The sequence below is a fragment of the Yonghaparkia sp. Soil809 genome, from assembly GCF_001429705.1.
Lineage (GTDB): Bacteria > Actinomycetota > Actinomycetes > Actinomycetales > Microbacteriaceae > Microcella.
On sequence record NZ_LMSV01000002.1, the window covers coordinates 785697 to 800989 of the forward strand.

The 15293-nt window shown below is 72.5% G+C and carries 16 protein-coding genes and 1 pseudogene; 7 read left to right on the plus strand and 10 right to left on the minus strand.

What is annotated here, in order from left to right; translation table 11 throughout:
* Nucleotides 1-30: 30 nt before the first annotated feature.
* Nucleotides 31-741: a 3-oxoacyl-ACP reductase FabG gene (gene fabG / locus ASG83_RS11180; RefSeq protein WP_055861325.1), complete on the plus strand. Its 711-nt coding sequence runs from the start codon at nucleotides 31-33 to the stop codon at nucleotides 739-741.
* A gap of 24 nt (nucleotides 742-765) precedes the next feature.
* Here the strand turns inward: fabG and serB are convergent, their stop codons facing one another.
* A complete protein-coding gene (serB, locus tag ASG83_RS11185; RefSeq protein ID WP_055861329.1) occupies nucleotides 766-1404 on the minus strand; it encodes a phosphoserine phosphatase SerB in 639 nt (212 codons plus the stop codon).
* Between the two features lie 37 nt (nucleotides 1405-1441).
* Entirely contained in the window at nucleotides 1442-2677 is a 1236-nt protein-coding gene (gene glgC, locus ASG83_RS11190) for a glucose-1-phosphate adenylyltransferase (RefSeq protein WP_055861331.1), read from the minus strand.
* A 46-nt stretch (nucleotides 2678-2723) separates the two neighbouring features.
* Between glgC and glgA the strand changes: the two genes are divergently transcribed.
* From glgA to ASG83_RS11205, 3 genes are all read left to right on the plus strand, one after another.
* Nucleotides 2724-3911, plus strand: a complete 1188-nt coding sequence (gene glgA, locus ASG83_RS11195) for a glycogen synthase (protein WP_055861334.1) — start codon at nucleotides 2724-2726, stop codon at nucleotides 3909-3911.
* A 12-nt stretch (nucleotides 3912-3923) separates the two neighbouring features.
* Complete coding sequence (locus ASG83_RS11200; protein ID WP_055861337.1) at nucleotides 3924-4706, plus strand: ABC transporter ATP-binding protein; 783 nt, start codon at nucleotides 3924-3926, stop codon at nucleotides 4704-4706.
* Nucleotides 4707-4834: 128 nt separating this feature from the next.
* Entirely contained in the window at nucleotides 4835-5083 is a 249-nt protein-coding gene (locus ASG83_RS11205) for a type B 50S ribosomal protein L31 (RefSeq protein ID WP_055861338.1), read from the plus strand.
* A gap of 111 nt (nucleotides 5084-5194) precedes the next feature.
* Here the strand turns inward: ASG83_RS11205 and ASG83_RS11210 are convergent, their stop codons facing one another.
* The 3 genes and pseudogenes from ASG83_RS11210 to ASG83_RS13265 all read right to left on the minus strand — a co-directional run.
* Entirely contained in the window at nucleotides 5195-5914 is a 720-nt protein-coding gene (locus tag ASG83_RS11210) for an exonuclease domain-containing protein (RefSeq protein ID WP_055861340.1), read from the minus strand.
* 9 nt (nucleotides 5915-5923) lie between these two features.
* A partial coding sequence (locus ASG83_RS11215; RefSeq protein WP_235460187.1) for an alpha-glucosidase C-terminal domain-containing protein occupies nucleotides 5924-7028 on the minus strand: 1105 nt, incomplete at its 5' end.
* Nucleotide 7029: 1 nt separating this feature from the next.
* Nucleotides 7030-7615, minus strand: a pseudogene (locus ASG83_RS13265) (alpha-amylase family glycosyl hydrolase); the annotation flags it as partial.
* A 123-nt stretch (nucleotides 7616-7738) separates the two neighbouring features.
* Here ASG83_RS13265 and ASG83_RS11220 point away from each other — a divergent pair.
* Entirely contained in the window at nucleotides 7739-8623 is an 885-nt protein-coding gene (locus ASG83_RS11220) for an alpha/beta fold hydrolase (protein ID WP_055861345.1), read from the plus strand.
* A gap of 25 nt (nucleotides 8624-8648) precedes the next feature.
* Complete coding sequence (locus ASG83_RS11225; RefSeq protein ID WP_055861349.1) at nucleotides 8649-9734, plus strand: glycosyltransferase family 1 protein; 1086 nt, start codon at nucleotides 8649-8651, stop codon at nucleotides 9732-9734.
* Here the strand turns inward: ASG83_RS11225 and ASG83_RS11230 are convergent.
* Genes ASG83_RS11230 through ASG83_RS11245 form a run of 4 tightly spaced genes read right to left on the minus strand, consistent with a single transcriptional unit; the run spans nucleotide 9731 to nucleotide 12285 of the window.
* Entirely contained in the window at nucleotides 9731-10198 is a 468-nt protein-coding gene (locus ASG83_RS11230; RefSeq protein WP_055861352.1) for a hypothetical protein, read from the minus strand. The genes ASG83_RS11225 and ASG83_RS11230 overlap by 4 nt on opposite strands.
* A gap of 49 nt (nucleotides 10199-10247) precedes the next feature.
* Nucleotides 10248-10724, minus strand: coding sequence for a YbaK/EbsC family protein (locus ASG83_RS11235; RefSeq protein ID WP_055861355.1), 477 nt, complete (start codon nucleotides 10722-10724; stop codon nucleotides 10248-10250).
* Nucleotides 10724-11368 (minus strand): histidine phosphatase family protein, encoded by a 645-nt coding sequence (locus tag ASG83_RS11240; protein WP_055861358.1) that lies wholly within the window; start codon nucleotides 11366-11368, stop codon nucleotides 10724-10726. The genes ASG83_RS11235 and ASG83_RS11240 overlap by 1 nt, the downstream gene beginning before the upstream one ends.
* A gap of 50 nt (nucleotides 11369-11418) precedes the next feature.
* Nucleotides 11419-12285, minus strand: a complete 867-nt coding sequence (locus tag ASG83_RS11245; protein WP_055861361.1) for a Sir2 family NAD-dependent protein deacetylase — start codon at nucleotides 12283-12285, stop codon at nucleotides 11419-11421.
* Between the two features lie 118 nt (nucleotides 12286-12403).
* Here ASG83_RS11245 and ASG83_RS11250 point away from each other — a divergent pair, with 118 nt between their 5' ends.
* A complete protein-coding gene (locus tag ASG83_RS11250) occupies nucleotides 12404-13204 on the plus strand; it encodes an RNA methyltransferase (protein WP_055861365.1) in 801 nt (266 codons plus the stop codon).
* 7 nt (nucleotides 13205-13211) lie between these two features.
* Here the strand turns inward: ASG83_RS11250 and ASG83_RS11255 are convergent, their stop codons facing one another.
* Nucleotides 13212-15290, minus strand: a complete 2079-nt coding sequence (locus tag ASG83_RS11255; protein ID WP_235460189.1) for an alpha-galactosidase — start codon at nucleotides 15288-15290, stop codon at nucleotides 13212-13214.
* Nucleotides 15291-15293: the final 3 nt, after the last annotated feature.

Sequence of the window (15293 nt, forward strand, 5' to 3'; positions counted from 1 at the left end):
GGTTCGAAGCCTGCCAATAGGCTTGATGCCATGACCACTCAGCGCACCGTTCTCGTCACCGGCGGCAACCGCGGCATCGGCTACGCGATCGCCGAGGAGTTCCTCGCCCAGGGCCACCGCGTCGCGGTCACCGCCCGCTCGGGCACCGGCCCGGAGGGCGCGCTGACCGTCACCGCCGACGTCACCGACGCCGCCTCCCTCGACGCCGCCTACAGCGAGGTCGAGGCCGCCTACGGCCCCATCGAGGTCGTCGTCGCCAACGCGGGCATCACGCGCGACACCCTGCTGCTGCGCATGTCGGACGAGGACTTCCAGACAGTCGTCGACACGAACCTGACGGGTGCCTTCCGCTCCGTGAAGAGGGCGATGAAGGGGATGCTCAAGGCGCGGTTCGGCCGCATCATCCTCATCTCCTCCGTCGTCGGGCTGTACGGCTCGCCCGGGCAGGTCAACTACTCCTCCTCGAAGGCGGCCCTCGTCGGCATGGCCCGCTCGATCACGCGCGAGCTCGGCGGCCGCGGCATCACCGCGAACGTCATCGCGCCCGGCTTCATCGAGACCGACATGACGGCCGAGCTGCCGGAGGAGCAGCAGAAGGCGTACAAGGACTCCATCCCCGCCGGCCGCTTCGCGAGCCCGCAGGAGGTCGCGCGCGTCGTGACGTGGATCGCGAGCGACGACGCCGCCTACATCTCCGGCGCGGTCATCCCGGTCGACGGCGGCCTCGGGATGGGGCACTGACGCCCCGCCCGACCCGCAGCGGGCTCAGCCGCGCAGGCCGAGCAGCGGGAGCACGTCGCGCAGGTCGCGGCGGGCGATGCTGACGTCGGCGCGCTCGCGCACGATGGACTTCGCGGCGAAGGCGACGCCGAGCCCCGCGGCCTCGAGCATCGCCAGGTCGTTCGCGCCGTCGCCGACAGCGACGGTGCGGGCCAGCGGCACCCCGCGCTCCGCTGCCCACTCGCGCAGGGCGATCGCCTTGGCCTCGGCATCGATGACGGGGCCGAGCGTGCGGCCGGTGAATCGACCTTCGACGACCTCGAGCCGATTGGCGCGGTGGTGATCGAGCCCGAGCTCGGCGGCGATCGGGTCGAGCAGCTCGTGGAACCCGCCGGACACGACGCCGACGGCCCCGTCGACGGCGTGGACGGCCGCGACGAGCTCGCGGGCTCCTGTCGTGAGGGTGATGCGGGCGCCGACGCGAGCGCAGCATCCGTCATCGAGGCCCGCGAGCGTCGCGACGCGCTCGGCGAGCGATGCCGCGAAATCGAGCTCGCCCGCCATCGCGCGATCGGTGATGGCGGCGACCGCGGGTCCGGATCCGGCCTCGTCCGCGAGGAGCGCGATGGCCTCCTGCTCGATGAGCGTGGAGTCGACGTCGAGGACGACGAGGAAGCGGGTCATGGGGCGGGCACTCCTCGTCGGGGGCGCACGCGCCCGATCACTCGATGCGGATGCCCTTGCCGACGACCGTGATGCCGGTGTCGGTGACCGTGAAGCCGCGGGCTCGGTCGGCGGCGTGGTCGACGCCGACCTGCGCGCCGGGGGAGACCACGACCTCCTTGTCGAGAATAGCCCGCCGGACGACGGCGCCCGCGCCGATCGTCGTGCGCTCGAAGACGACCGAATCGGTGACCTCGGCCGACTCGACCGTGACCCAGGTGCCGAGCACGCTGCGCTCGATGCGGGCGCCCGAGAGCACCGAGCCGAGCGACACGATCGAATCGATCACGTGGCCCGTCTCACCGGCGCCGTCGCGCACGAACTTCGCCGGCGGCATGTTGAGCTGCTGCGTGTAGATCGGCCACGCGGTGTTGTAGAGGTTGAAGACGGGGAGGGCCGCGATGAGGTCCTGGTGGGCGTCGAAGAACGACTCGATCGTGCCCACGTCGCGCCAGTAGAAGCGATCGCGCTCGGTCGCGCCCGGAACGTCGTTGTGGTTGAGGTCGTAGACGAACGCCTCGCCCCGGTTGACGAAGTCGGGCACGATGTCGCCGCCCATGTCGTGGGCGGAGTCCTCGAGCTCGGCATCGCGCGTCACCGCGTCCATGAGCACGTCGGCGTCGAAGACGTAGTTGCCCATCGAGGCGAGCACCTGGTCGGGGGCGTCGGCGAGGCCGACCGCCTGCCTCGGCTTCTCGTGGAAGGCGGCGATGCGCGAGGGGTTCGCGGGGTCGGTCTCGATGATGCCGAACTGGTCGGCGAGCTCGATCGGCTGGCGGATGCCGGCGACCGTGACGCCCGCGCCCGAGGCGATGTGCGCCTCGATCATCTGGGTGAAGTCCATGCGGTACACGTGGTCGGCGCCGACCACGACGACGATGTCGGGCTTCTCGTCGCGGATCAGGTTGAGGCTCTGGAAGATCGCGTCGGCGCTGCCGGAGAACCAGCGCTTGCCCAATCGCTGCTGCGCCGGAACGGAGGCGACGTAGGCGTTGAGCATGCCGCTCAGCCGCCAGGTCTGCGAGACGTGGCGGTCGAGCGAGTGGCTCTTGTACTGGGTCAGCACGACGATCTGGCGCAGCCCCGAGTTGATGAGGTTCGACAGCGCGAAGTCGATGAGGCGGTAGCCCCCCGCGAACGGCACGGCGGGCTTCGCCCTGTCCGCCGTGAGCGGCATGAGCCGCTTCCCCTCGCCGCCAGCCAGCACGATTCCGAACACCTTGGGGGTCGCCATGCCCCCACAGTAGGCGACTCCCAGGCGCTGTACTAGCGTCATCACCATGCGCGTCGACGTCATCTCCCGTGAGTATCCGCCCGAGGTCTACGGAGGGGCGGGAGTCCACGTCGCGGAGCTCGTGCGCGCGCTGCGCCACGATGCGCTGGATGTCCGCGTGCGCTGCTTCGGCGCCCCGCGCAACGAGGCCGACACGCACGCCTACCTCGTCCCCGGCGCCCTCTCCTCGGCGAATCCGGCCCTCGCGACGCTCGGCGTCGACCTCGCGATCGCCGACGACGTCGACGGCGCCGACATCGTGCACTCGCACACCTGGTACGCCAACGCCGCCGGTCAGCTCGCGCAGATGCTGCACGGGATCCCGCACGTCGTCACCGCCCACAGTCTCGAGCCGCTGCGGCCGTGGAAGGCCGAGCAGCTCGGCGGCGGCTACCGGATCTCCAGCTGGATCGAGCGCGAGGCGTTCGAGACGGCGGATGCCGTCATCGCCGTGAGCGACGGCATGCGCCGCGACATCCTGCGCTCCTACCCGAAGCTCGACGAGCAGAAGGTCGGCGTCATCCACAACGGCATCGACCTCGACGGATGGCAGCGGACGATCGACCACGAGTTCGTCCGCACGCTCGGCATCGACCCGGACCGCCCGACGATCGTCTTCGTCGGCCGCATCACCCGCCAGAAGGGTCTTCCGTATCTGCTCGAGGCCGTGCGGTCGCTGCCGAAGGACGTCCAGCTCGTGCTGTGCGCCGGCGCGCCCGACACGCCCGAGATCCTGCGCGAGGTGCAGAACGGCGTCGCCGCGCTCCAGGCGGAGCGCACGGGCGTCGTCTGGATCGAGCGGATGCTCTCGCAGCGCGAGCTCGCGGCCGTCCTGTCCCACGCCACGACGTTCGTGTGCCCGAGCGTCTACGAGCCGCTCGGCATCGTCAACCTCGAGGCCATGGCCTGCGGCGTCGCCGTCGTCGGCACCGCCACCGGAGGGATCCCCGAGGTCGTCGCCGACGGCGAGACCGGCCGGCTTGTCCCGATCGAGCAGGTGCAGGACGGCACCGGGATCCCCGTCGACCCCGCGAGGTTCGTCGCCGATCTCGCGGCTGTGCTCGGCGAGGTCGTGAGCGACCCCGAGCGCGCCGCGGCCATGGGCCGAGCGGGCCGTGCGCGCGCCGAGGAGCACTTCGCGTGGGGAGCGATCGCGGAACGGACACGCGCGCTCTACGCGAGCCTGCTCGTCTAGGCTGGACGCATCATGGCCAGCGTTCTCGAGTTCGACGATGTCTCCCTCAGCCGCGATGGCGCCGCCATCCTCGACGGCATCCGCTGGAACGTGGAGGACGCCGATCGCTGGGTCGTCCTCGGCCCCAACGGCGCGGGCAAGACGACGCTCCTGCAGCTCGCCGCCGCGAACCTGCACCCCACGAGCGGGCGCGTCACCGTGCTCGAGGAGGAGATCGGGCACTCCGACCTCGCCTCGCTGCGGCCGCGCATCGGCTTCGCTTCGACGGCGATGGCGCGCCGCGTGCCCGCCGATGAGCGAGTGCTCGACGTCGTCATGACTGCGGCGCACTCGGTCACGGGTCGGTGGAACGAGGAGTACGAGGACGTCGACGAGCGCCGCGCCCGCCGCGTGCTGCGCGAGTGGCACCTCGAGCGCTTCGCCGACCGCCGCTTCGGCAGCCTGAGCGACGGCGAGCAGAAGCGCGTGCAGATCGCGCGCTCGATCATGACCGACCCCGAGCTGCTGCTGCTCGACGAGCCCGCCGCGAGCCTCGACCTCGGCGCCCGGGAGGAGCTCGTGCTCCTGCTCGGCAGCTTCGCGAGCTCGCCCGACTCGCCCGCGATGGTCATGGTCACCCACCACGTCGAGGAGATCCCGGCCGGCTTCACGCACGCGCTGCTGCTGGCCGAGGGTCGCATCTCGGCCGCGGGGCCGATCGACGAGATCATCACGGCCGACCACCTGACGGAAGCCTTCGGGATCCCGCTCCAGGTCAGCCGCGAGGGCGACCGCTTCGCCGCGCGGGGCGCCTGACCCGACCCGAGCACCGAGCCGCGCTCTGCTAGTCTTGAGAGTCGGCCTCGAAGGTTCGCCCTTCGCCTGCCCATCAACCTGCCCGCAGCGGGGGCACCCCGCTGAACAGAGAATCCAAGGAACCGTTCATGAAGACTGACATCCACCCCGAGTACAAGGCGATCGTGTTCCGCGACCTCGCGTCGGGTGAGACCTTCCTCACGCGCTCGACCGTGTCGAGCGACAAGACGATCGAGCTCGACGGCGTGGAGTACCCCGTCATCGACGTCGAGATCTCGTCGGCCTCGCACCCGTTCTACACGGGCAAGCAGCGCATCATGGACTCGGCCGGTCGCGTCGAGAAGTTCAACCAGCGTTTCAAGAACTTCGGCAAGTAAGCCGCAGCAGCATCGAGAAAGGGCCCCGTCCTCGGACGGGGCCCTTTCTCGTGCGCGGAGGGGCGTGCGGAGCGGCGTGCGGTCAGGCGTGCGGTGCGGTACGGCGCTCGGTCAGGCGCGGAGGGGCCAGCCGCGGTCGGCCGTGAAGCGGTGGTCGCGCTCGCGGCGCATGTAGTCCTCGAACGAGTCGCACTGCTGCTCGTGCCAGCTCACCTGCGCGCCGTGGAGCGCCGCGAGGTCGTCGGGCAGCGCCTCGAGGTGCTGGCGGGCGAGAGCCTGCGCGACCCTGCCCGCGGCGATCGCGTCGGCGGCCGCGTCGTGCGCGCCCGTGAGCACGACGCCGTAATGCGCGGCCGCGGCCTCGAGCGTGCGCTTGCCGCGGCGGTAGCGGTCGACGGCCTTGTCGATCACGAGCGGGTCGACGATGGGGGAGGGCGATTGCAGCGGCTCCACGCCGTGGCGTCGGGCCTCGTGCTCGAGCAGGCTCAGATCGTAGGCCGCGTTGTAGACCACGAGCGGCAGGGGGCGGGCGAGGAGCGCGCGCAGGGCATCCACGATCTCGGCGACGACCTCGCGCGCGGGCCGGCCCTCCGCGCGGGCGCGCTCGGTCGTGATGCCGTGCACGGCCGTCGCGCCGGCCGGGATCTCCACGCCCGGGTCGGCGAGCCACGACCACGACTCGACGGGCTCGCCGTCGCGGCCGATGACGCCGATGTGCGCGGTGACGATGCGCGAGGTCGTGACGTCGACGCCCGTGGTCTCGAGGTCGAAGACCGCGAGGCGGTCGCTCCAGTGCCCAGTGGCCGGGACGCTCGGTTCAGTGGCGGTCATTCCGCGAGCCTAGGCGTGCGCACCGACGCCGAAGCCTCCGCCGCCGTGGTGCGGGTGCGGGTCGCGATCGCCGACGTGCAACCAGTAGAAGCTCTGCGTCGCCATCGTGAGGGTGACGTTCCCGCTCTCGTCGACCGAGGGGAAGTCGGCGCCGCCGAAGAGATCCCACAGCGGTGCGCCCTCGAAGCCCGACATGTCGATCGTCGCGGCGACCGGGTTGTGGGCGAACGAGAACACGCACAGGATGCGCTCGGGGGCGTCGCCGAGGTGCGTGCCGGTCCCGGCGTACTCGCGCACGAACGCGAGCACCGACTCGTGGTTGGTCGGAAGGATGCGGATCGACCCCAGGCCGAAGGTCGGGTGGGCCTTGCGCACATGGATCACGTTGCGGATCCAGTGCAGGAGAGACCGCGATTGCGCGAGCTGGCTCTCGACGTTGATCTGGTTGTAGTGGTAGACGAGCGACTGCACGACGGGGAGGTAGAGCTTGCCGGGGTCCGCGTGTGAGAAGCCCGCGTTGCGGTCGGGGGTCCACTGCATGGGCGTGCGCGAGCTGTCTCGGTCGGGCAGCCAGATGTTGTCGCCCATGCCGATCTCGTCGCCGTAGTACAGGAACGGGCTGCCGGGCAGCGAGAACAGCAGCGCGTGCGCGAGCTCGAGCTCGGCGCGCGAGTTGTCCAGCAGCGGCGCGAGGCGCCGGCGGATGCCGATGTTGGCGCGCATGCGCGGGTCGTAGGCGTACCAGCCGTACATCGCCTGCCGGTACTCCTCGCTCACCATCTCGAGCGTGAGCTCGTCGTGGTTGCGCAGGAACACGCCCCAGGCGGCGCCCTCGGGCGCGTTGATCTCCTCGCTCAGCTGCCGCTGAAGCTCGGTCGCCTGCTGCGAGCGGAGGGCGTAGAAGATGCGGGGCATGACGGGGAAGTCGAACGCCATGTGGCACTCCGGCTCCTCCTCGGAGCCGAAGAACTCGACGACCTCGTGCGGCCACTGGTTCGCCTCGGCGATGAGCACGCGGCCCGGGTACTCCTTGTCGACCATCGCGCGCATCTTCGCGATGAACGCGTGCGTCTCCGGCTCGCCCTCGCCGTTGCCCCCGTCGGACTCGTAGAGGNAGAGAGCCTCGTGGACGGCCGGGTTCTCGAAGTTGAGGTCGGGCTGGTGGGAGAAGAAGCGGTGCCAGTAGAACTGCCGGCGCACGGGGTCGAACGCCCAGTTCGACTCCTCGGTGTCGACGAAGATGATCCGGACGTCCTCGTACTTCTCGTCCGTGTCGCTCCAGACGTAGAAGTCGCCGTACGGGCCCTCCGGGTCCTCCCGCGAGGCCTGGAACCACGGGTGCTGGTCGGAGGTGTGGTTGACGACGAGGTCGATGACGATGCGCATGTTGCGCTCGTGGGCCTTCGTGACGAGCTCGCGGAACTCCTCGATCGTGCCGAACTCGGGCAGGATCGCCGTGTAGTCGCTCACGTCGTAGCCGCCGTCGCGCAGCGGGCTCTGGAAGAACGGCGGCAGCCACAGGGCGTCGATGCCGAGCCACTGCAGGTAGTCGAGCTTCGAGATGAGCCCGCCGAGGTCGCCCGTGCCATCCCCGTTGGAGTCCATGAACGACCGCACCATGACCTCGTAGAAGACGCTGCGCCGGTACCACTGCGGGTCCAGCGCGAGTCCGGGCAGGGTGATGGGTGCGGTGAAGTTCACGGGGCTCCTCGGCGAAGGGAGGCGGGAGAGGGCAGGTGGCGCATCGCGCGGGCGCGATCGCGTTCCACTGTAGACCGGGTGCCGCCGCGGCTCGCGCGGGCGCCCCGACCTAGACTGTGCGGGATGCCCGCGCCCTCTCCCTACGCCGCCGCGCTCAGCGCGATCCCTCGTCGCGATCGCGACCTGACGGTCGTCGGAGCGCGCACGCACGTCGCCGAGTACGGCCCGGCGGATGCCCCGCGCACACTCGTCGTCGTGCACGGGTTCCGCGGCGATCACCACGGGCTCGAGCCCGTCATCGCGCACCTGCCCGACCTGCGCATCATCGCTCCGGATCTGCCGGGGTTCGGCGCGTCGGCCCCGCTGCCCGACCGCGAGCACGACATCGCGGGCTACGCCGAATGGCTCGACGCGCTGCTCTCGGCCCTCGGCGTGCGCGGCACCGCGGTGCTGCTCGGCCACAGCTTCGGTTCGATCGTCGTGGCGGGGGCGCTCGCGGCGGGCGTGCCCGCGCCGCGAGCGGTGCTCATCAACCCGATCGGCCAGCCCGCTCTCGCGGGCCCCCGGGGCATCCTCACCCGCGGCGCGGTCGCCTTCTACCGTCTAGGCGCGCTGCTGCCCGAGCGGGCGGGTTTCGCCCTGCTGCGCAGTCGCGCGATCACGCGGATCATGAGCGTGTCGATGGCGAAGACCCGCGAGAAGAGCCTGCGGCGGTGGATACACGAGGAGCACGACCGCTTCTTCTCGGGCTTCGCCGAGCGCGACAGCCTGCTCGAGGCATTCCGGGCGTCGGTCTCGAACGACGTCTCCGACTTCGCCGCCGACATCCCGGTGCCGACGCTGCTCATCGCCGCGGAGCAGGACGACATCACGCCGCTCGAGGCGCAGCACCGGCTCGTGCGGCTCTTCCCCGACGCGCGGCTCGTCGTCGTGCCCGATGTCGGGCACCTCGTGCACTACGAGGCGCCGGCCGCCGCGGCGCGGGCGATCCGCGAGTTCCTGGCGTGAGCGAGGCGGCTGCGGGGGTGGGCGCGTGAGGATCGCGATCGACTGCCGCTACGTGCGCATCGGCCGGCACGACGGCATCAGCCGGTTCACGGCAAGCCTCGTGGAGCACCTGCTGCCCCTCCTCGGTGCCGGTGATGAGCTCGTCGCGCTCATCCACGACGACCGCCAGCTCGACATGCTGCCCGTGGGGCTCACGGTGCACCGCGTGAGCGCGCCGACGAGCGCGCGCGAACCGTGGGTCGCGAGCCAGGTCAACCGCATCCGCCCCGACGTCGTCTTCAGCCCCATGCAGACGATGGGCACGATCGGCCGGCGCTACCCGCTCGCCCTCACGCTGCACGACCTCATCTACTACGCGCACCCGACCCCGCCGCGCGACCTGCCCGCGCCCGTGCGGGTGCTGTGGCGGCTCTACCACCTCGCCTGGTGGCCGCAGCGGCTCCTGCTGAATCGGGCGGATGCCGTGGTCACGGTGAGCGAGACGACGCGCGGCCTCATCGAGACCCATCGCCTCACCTCGCGGCGCGTCGTCGTCGTGCCGAACGCGGCCGATCGGCCCGCTCAGCGAGAGCGCGCGCGGCCCGAGGGCGTCGAGCTCGTCTACATGGGCTCGTTCATGCCGTACAAGAACGTCGAGACGCTGTGCCGGGCTCTGCACGAGCTGCCCGGCGGGCGCCTGCACCTGCTCAGCCGGATCCGCCCGGAGGACCGCGCGCGCCTCGAGGGCCTCGCACCCGCCGGCGCGCTCGTGGTCTACGACGGAGTCACCGACGAGGAGTACGCGTCGATCCTCGACGGCGCCACCGCGCTCGTGCACGCCTCGCGCGACGAGGGCTTCGGCATCCCGCTCGTGGAGGCGATGGGGCGCGGCACGCCCGTCGTCGCCGCCGAGACAGCGATCTTCCGCGAGATCGGGGGCGAGGCGGCGCTCTACGCGGCTCCGGACGACGCGGCCGGGTTCGCGCAGCGGGTGCGCGAGCTGCTCGCCCCGGGGGAGTGGGAGGCGCGATCGCGGGCCGGGTACGCGCAGGCGGCGAGGTTCGACTGGGGGCGCAGCGCGGGCATCCTTCTGCAGCTGCTGCGCGAGCTCGCGGCGACGCCGCGGCGCTAGAGCAGCCGCACCGCGTCGAGGACGAGGACCGTCTCGTCGTCGCCGATGCAGAAGCCGGCGACGTTCGCCCAGTAGCCGTCGGGGCCCTCGATCGCGAGGAGGGCGTCGTAGGGCATCTCGACGCCCTCGGCCCCGACCGTCGCGCCGTCGGGGATGACCTCGCCGTCGGCGTCGACGACCGCGTCGCCGCCCGTCGTGAACCCGGGCGGCCAGATCACGAACCGCTCCCCGTCGGCCGTGTCTAGGCGGAAGCAGCCCTCGGATCCGACGACGAGCGCCGCTTCGAGATCGATCGGCTCACCCGTGTAGGTCTCGCCGGGCACCTGCGCCGGCAGACCGGGGCCGCCCTCGTTCGACCCGGGGGCCTCGGCCGGCGGAGCGGCGACGACGAGCAGCACGACGACCGCGATGATCGTCGAGAGGGCGACCGCGGTGATCGCGGTGAGCATCCGGCGGGAGGGCATGGCCGCACTGTACGCCCGCGGGGGCGCGTGACGGCGCAGACGAGCGGGCTCAGCCGGGCGTCGCGATGCGGGCGACGCGGCCGCTCGACCACGCGATGAGGCGCTCAGGGTCGGCGGCGAAGACGCTCTGCGCGTCGCCCGCGGCCGACCACACCTCGTCGAAGCGCAGCAGGCTGTCGTCGACGAGCGTGCGCACCGGGCTCGGATGCCCGATCGGGGGCACGCCGCCGATCGAGTAGCCCGTCGCGGCCTTGACGGTCTTCGCGTCGGCCTTCTCGACCGGCAGCCCGACCGCCTCGGCGAGCAGGTCGAGGTCGGCGCGGCGGTCGCCCGCGACGAGCGCGAGCAGCGGCGCGCGCTCGTCGCCGTCGAGCGCGACGAAGACGAGCGACTTGACGATCGCCCCGACCTCGCAGCCGACGGCGGCCGCGGCCGCGGCGGCCGTGTGGGTCGAGTCGGGCATCCGCACCGGGCTCAGGCCCAGGTCGGAGGTCGCGGCGGCGAAGCGCTCGGCGCCCGACGCCATCAGCGCTCGCCCCCTCGGTGCTCCTCGCGTCGCGCGAGGGCGTTCTGCTCCTCGAAGTCCTCCGCGAACGGGAAGATCGACTGCTCGTCGAGGGGGTCGTCGAAGCGCGACAGCGACAGGTCGCCGTCGGCGTGCAGGAACGAGTGCACCGAGCCGTTCGTGATCGGCTCGCGGTGGCGGCCCGGCGCGACCGATTCGAGAACGCTGCGGATCACGCCGCCGTGCGCCACGACGACGATCGACTCGCCCGGGTGCTCGGCGGCGAGGCGGTGCAGGGCGGCGACGACGCGCTCGGCGACGGCTTCACGGGTCTCGCGGCCGGGCACCTCCGCACCCTCGGGGTAGCGGGCGTCGAGCTCGGCGCCCGTGAGCCCCTCGGCGTCGCCGTAGTTGCGCTCCACGAAGGCGGCGTCGAGCTCGGGGCCGGGCATCCCGATCGCGTCGGCGATGATCGTCGCGGTCTCCGCGGCGCGGCCGAGCGGGGAGGCGACGATGCGCGACCACTGGCGGCCCCGCATCAGCTCGCCCGTCGCGGCGGCCTGTGCGCGGCCCGTGTCGTTCAGGGGGATGTCGGTCGAGCCCTGGATGCGGCGCTCGCGGTTCCAGTCGGTCTCGCCGTGGCGGACGAGGGCGAACGCGGTCATGGGGGCCTTTCCGGTGGCGGGGCGGGCGGCGCCGGCCGGCGGCGGGAGCGCTAGTCGGCGATGAGCGCGTCGCGCAGAGCCGCGAGCGTCTCGGTCGTGCCCGCATCGATCTTAACGGCGGCGCGCGCGTCGGCCTTCGTCTCTCCCCGGTTGACGATGATCGTCGGGATGCGGCGCTTCGCCGCGAGGCCCACGAGGCGGACGCCGGAGTTCACGACGAGCGAGGAGCCGAGCACGAGCAGCGCGTCTGCCCGGGCGACGATGCCCCGGGCCTCCTCGAACTTCACGGGGGGCACGAACTCGCCGAAGAAGACGATGTCGGGCTTGAGCGTGCCGCCGCACACGGTGCACTCGGGGATGGCGAAGCGCGACACGTCGTCGACCTCGGCGTCGCCGTCGGGGTTCACGCGGTGCTCGGCGTCGACGTCGAGCCACGGGTTGAGGGCCGTGATGCGGTCGGCGATCGACTCGCGCGCGAAGGCCTGGCCGCAGTGCAGGCACACGACGCGGTCCATCGAGCCGTGAAGGTCGACGACGCGGCGGCTGCCGGCGCGCACGTGCAGTCCGTCGACGTTCTGCGTGACGACCCCGGCGATGCGGCCGTGGTCCTCCAGCTCCGCGAGCGTCCGATGGCCGGCGTTGGGCCGGGCGTCCGAGAAGCGGCGCCAGCCGAGATGGCTGCCGGCCCAGTAGCGCTTGCGGTAGGGCTCGTCGGCGAGGAACTGGCTGAACGTCATCGGCGTCCGAGCGGGGGCGCCCGCGCCGCGGTAGTCGGGAATGCCCGAGTCGGTGCTGATGCCGGCGCCGGTGAGGACGGCGATGCGTCCGCCGCGCAGGAGCCCGATCGCCTCGTCGAGGCTCGCCCGCGCGGCATCGCCGAGCGGCAGCGGCTGAGCCGGGGCCGACGAGTGCGCCATGGTGCCTCCCTGCGGGGTCTCTCGCAGAGTAAACGCGCCGGGTTTCGGATATGTTTCCGGAGGCTGTGCGACCGGGGAGCGCCCTCGGCGAACGCGTGAACGGAAGGCGGAGGTCTCGATGCGGATCGTACGGATCGAAGGCCTGGAGCATCCCGACCTCGCCGACTACGCGCGCCTCACGGACGTCGCGCTGCGCCGCCTGACCGAGCCGGAGGGCGGGCTGTACCTGGCCGAGTCGCTCACGGTCATCGGCCGGGCGCTGCGCGCGGGTCACGAGCCGCGCTCGGTGCTCACGAGCGAGAAGTGGCTGCCGGACGTCGAGGCGCTGCTCGGCGATCGCGACGTTCCCGTGTACGTCGGCGCGGCGGGCGCGCTCGAGGAGCTCACGGGCTTCCACCTGCATCGCGGTGCCCTCGCGAGCATGCACCGGCCAGCGCCGCTCGACCCCCGGGCGCTGCTGGCGGATGCCCGGCGCGTCGTCATCGTCGAGGACGTCGTCGACCACACCAACGTCGGGGCGATCTTCCGCTCGGTCGCGGGGCTCGGGGCGGACGCCGTGCTCGTGACGCCGCGCTGCGCCGACCCGCTGTACCGCCGCAGCGTGCGCGTGTCGATGGGCACCGTGCTGCAGGTGCCGTGGACGCGCCTGCCGGAGTGGGAGGACGCGGCGCCGATCCTGCACGAGGCGGGCTTCACGATCGCCGCCCTCGCCCTCGCCGACGACGCGGTCCCGCTGCGCGACTTCGCCGCGACCGCGCCCGAGCGCGTCGCCGTGCTCGTCGGCGCCGAGGGCGACGGGCTCTCGCGGCAGGCGCTCGCGGCGGCCGACGTCGTCGTGACGATCCCCATGGCCCACGGCGTCGACTCGCTCAACGTCGCGGCCGCGAGCGCGGTCGCGCTCTACGCGCTGCAGGGCTGAGCCGTGATCACTCGATCGCGGTCGCGTGCAGCACGATCGCCTGCTCGGGCGCGAGCAGCGGCACCGGGATGCCCGCCTCGGCGAGCACTCGGCCCGAGGCGGTGATCTCGCCGGCCGCGAACCACGCGGGGGGAGCATCCTGCACCGCACGCGGAGGCGTGCCGAGCGGGACGAGCGCGACGCGATAGCGGCGATCGGGGTCGAGGCCCGGCAGCCGCAGCGGCGGCGGCACCGAGACGCGCGAGGCGGCGGTCGTCGCGAGGCTGAAGACCGCCTCACCGCGGTCGGGGGCGACGACGCCGTGCACGAGACGGCTCGCGTCATCGTCGGCGTCGACCCGAACGGTGCGCCCCGAGTGCAGCAGGGGCCGGAAACGCTGCACCGTCGCGACCCAGTCGCGCAGCAGGGCGCGGTCGTCGTCGCTCGCGCGCGTGACATCCCACTCGATGCCCGCGTGGCCGAAGAGCGCCGTCGCGAGGCGCAGCGAGAGGTCGTGCGTGCGGCCCGTGATGTGGGCGCGCGGGGCGCCGACGTGGCCGCCGAGCAGCTCGAGCGGCACGAGGATGCTCGAGAAGCGCTGGATGCTCTGCCTCTCGAGGGCGTCGTTCGTGTCGCTCGTCCAGAAGCGGTGGGTGCGGCGGGCGATGCCGAGGTCGATGCGACCGCCGCCCGAGGCGCACGACTCGATCGCGACATCCGGGTGCTGGGCGCGCAGCTCGTCGAGCAGTGCGTAGAGCGCGCGCGTCTGCGCCGCCGAGCCTCCGGCCATGAGGGCGCGGTTGTGATCCCACTTGAGGAACCGGATGGGGTACTCGGTCAGGAGCGCGTCGAGCGCGGCGAGCAGGTGCTCGCGCACCGCCGGGTTCGCGAGGTCGAGCGCGTGCTGCCAGCGCCACGTCGGCGGCACGGCTCCGTCGGAGGAGGCGAGCAGCCAGTCGGGATGCTCGCGCGCGAGCCGCGACTCGGGGCTCACCATCTCGGGCTCGACCCACAGGCCGAACTCCATGCCGCGCTGCTCGACGAGACCGACGAGCGGGTGCAGGCCCGCGGGCCAGCGATCGGGGTCGACGATCCAGTCGCCGAGCGCCCGGCGGTCGTCGGTGCGGCCCGCGAACCAGCCGTCATCGAGCACGAAGCGCTCGACGCCGAGATCGGCGGCGGCGTCGACGAGCGGGGCGAGGGCGTCGAGAGACTGATCGAAGTACACGGCCTCCCACGTGTTGAGCACGACGGGGCGGTGCGTGGGCGGCGAGATGCGGCGCACGTAGGGGTGGAAGCGGTCGGAGAGACCGTCGAGGCCGGCGCCCGAGAAGGCGAAGAGGGCGAGGGGTGCGTCGTAGCGCTCGCCCGGGGCGAGCGCGATCTCGCCCGGCTGCAGCAGCTCCTCGGCGCCGAGGTGGCGGTGGCCCGTCGCGAGCGACTCGAGGGCGATGCGGCTGTCGCCGCTCCACGCGTGGTGCAGGCTCCAGAGCTCGCCAGCGGCGAAGCCGAAGCCCGGTGTGCCGGCGACCGTGAGGAACGGCGCATCGTGACCGGGGCGGCCTTGGCGCTGCTCGCGCAAGTGCACGCCGTCGCGCACGGGGCCGCGCTGCGGGCGGCGCTCACCGGCCCAGAGCCCCGAGAAGTCGAGCAGATCGCTCGCGCGGGCGGGAACGGGCAGTCGCGCTGCGAGCCGACCGAGAGCGACGGGATGCTCGCCCGCGGCGGTCGCGGAGACCGACACCTCGACGAGCCCCTCGACGGTGAGCTCTGCGCTCCAGTCGAGGTCGAGCAGGAGGCCGTGCTCGTCGTGCGCGCGCAGCGAGACGACGAGACCGGCGGGGGCGGAGCGGTGCACGGCCGTGGCGGTGAGGCGCAGCGGGGAGCGCGAGGCGGGCATCCCCACTCGATGCGCCTCGATGCCGGGAAGTCCCGTCCAGCCCTCGGCGGGCGTGGGGAGGATCGAGGGCACGAGCGGGATGTCGGGCGAGCTCGGTGCGATCGCAGGAGCCGCGGCGACGACGGCGAGGTCGGCGTCAGCCAGATCGCCGAGGTCGGGGCCCCAGTAGCGGACGGCGGGCACGGCCGCGCCGCGGGCGTCGAGCACGAA

Excerpts from the sequence above, each read along its gene's own strand:
- fabG (WP_055861325.1), top strand. The coding sequence starts at position 31 with ATGACCACTCAGCGCACCGTTCTCGTCACCGGCGGCAACCGCGGCATC.
- glgC (WP_055861331.1), bottom strand. The coding sequence starts at position 2,677 with ATGGCGACCCCCAAGGTGTTCGGAATCGTGCTGGCTGGCGGCGAGGGG.
- ASG83_RS11235 (WP_055861355.1), bottom strand. The coding sequence starts at position 10,724 with ATGGCGTCGGGCGCCGAGCGCTTCGCCGCCGCGACCTCCGACCTGGGC.
- glgA (WP_055861334.1), top strand. The coding sequence starts at position 2,724 with ATGCGCGTCGACGTCATCTCCCGTGAGTATCCGCCCGAGGTCTACGGA.
- ASG83_RS11220 (WP_055861345.1), top strand. The coding sequence starts at position 7,739 with ATGCCCGCGCCCTCTCCCTACGCCGCCGCGCTCAGCGCGATCCCTCGT.
- ASG83_RS11200 (WP_055861337.1), top strand. The coding sequence starts at position 3,924 with ATGGCCAGCGTTCTCGAGTTCGACGATGTCTCCCTCAGCCGCGATGGC.
- ASG83_RS11240 (WP_055861358.1), bottom strand. The coding sequence starts at position 11,368 with ATGACCGCGTTCGCCCTCGTCCGCCACGGCGAGACCGACTGGAACCGC.
- ASG83_RS11230 (WP_055861352.1), bottom strand. The coding sequence starts at position 10,198 with ATGCCCTCCCGCCGGATGCTCACCGCGATCACCGCGGTCGCCCTCTCG.
- serB (WP_055861329.1), bottom strand. The coding sequence starts at position 1,404 with ATGACCCGCTTCCTCGTCGTCCTCGACGTCGACTCCACGCTCATCGAG.
- ASG83_RS11245 (WP_055861361.1), bottom strand. The coding sequence starts at position 12,285 with ATGGCGCACTCGTCGGCCCCGGCTCAGCCGCTGCCGCTCGGCGATGCC.
- ASG83_RS11205 (WP_055861338.1), top strand. The coding sequence starts at position 4,835 with ATGAAGACTGACATCCACCCCGAGTACAAGGCGATCGTGTTCCGCGAC.
- ASG83_RS11210 (WP_055861340.1), bottom strand. The coding sequence starts at position 5,914 with ATGACCGCCACTGAACCGAGCGTCCCGGCCACTGGGCACTGGAGCGAC.
- ASG83_RS11250 (WP_055861365.1), top strand. The coding sequence starts at position 12,404 with ATGCGGATCGTACGGATCGAAGGCCTGGAGCATCCCGACCTCGCCGAC.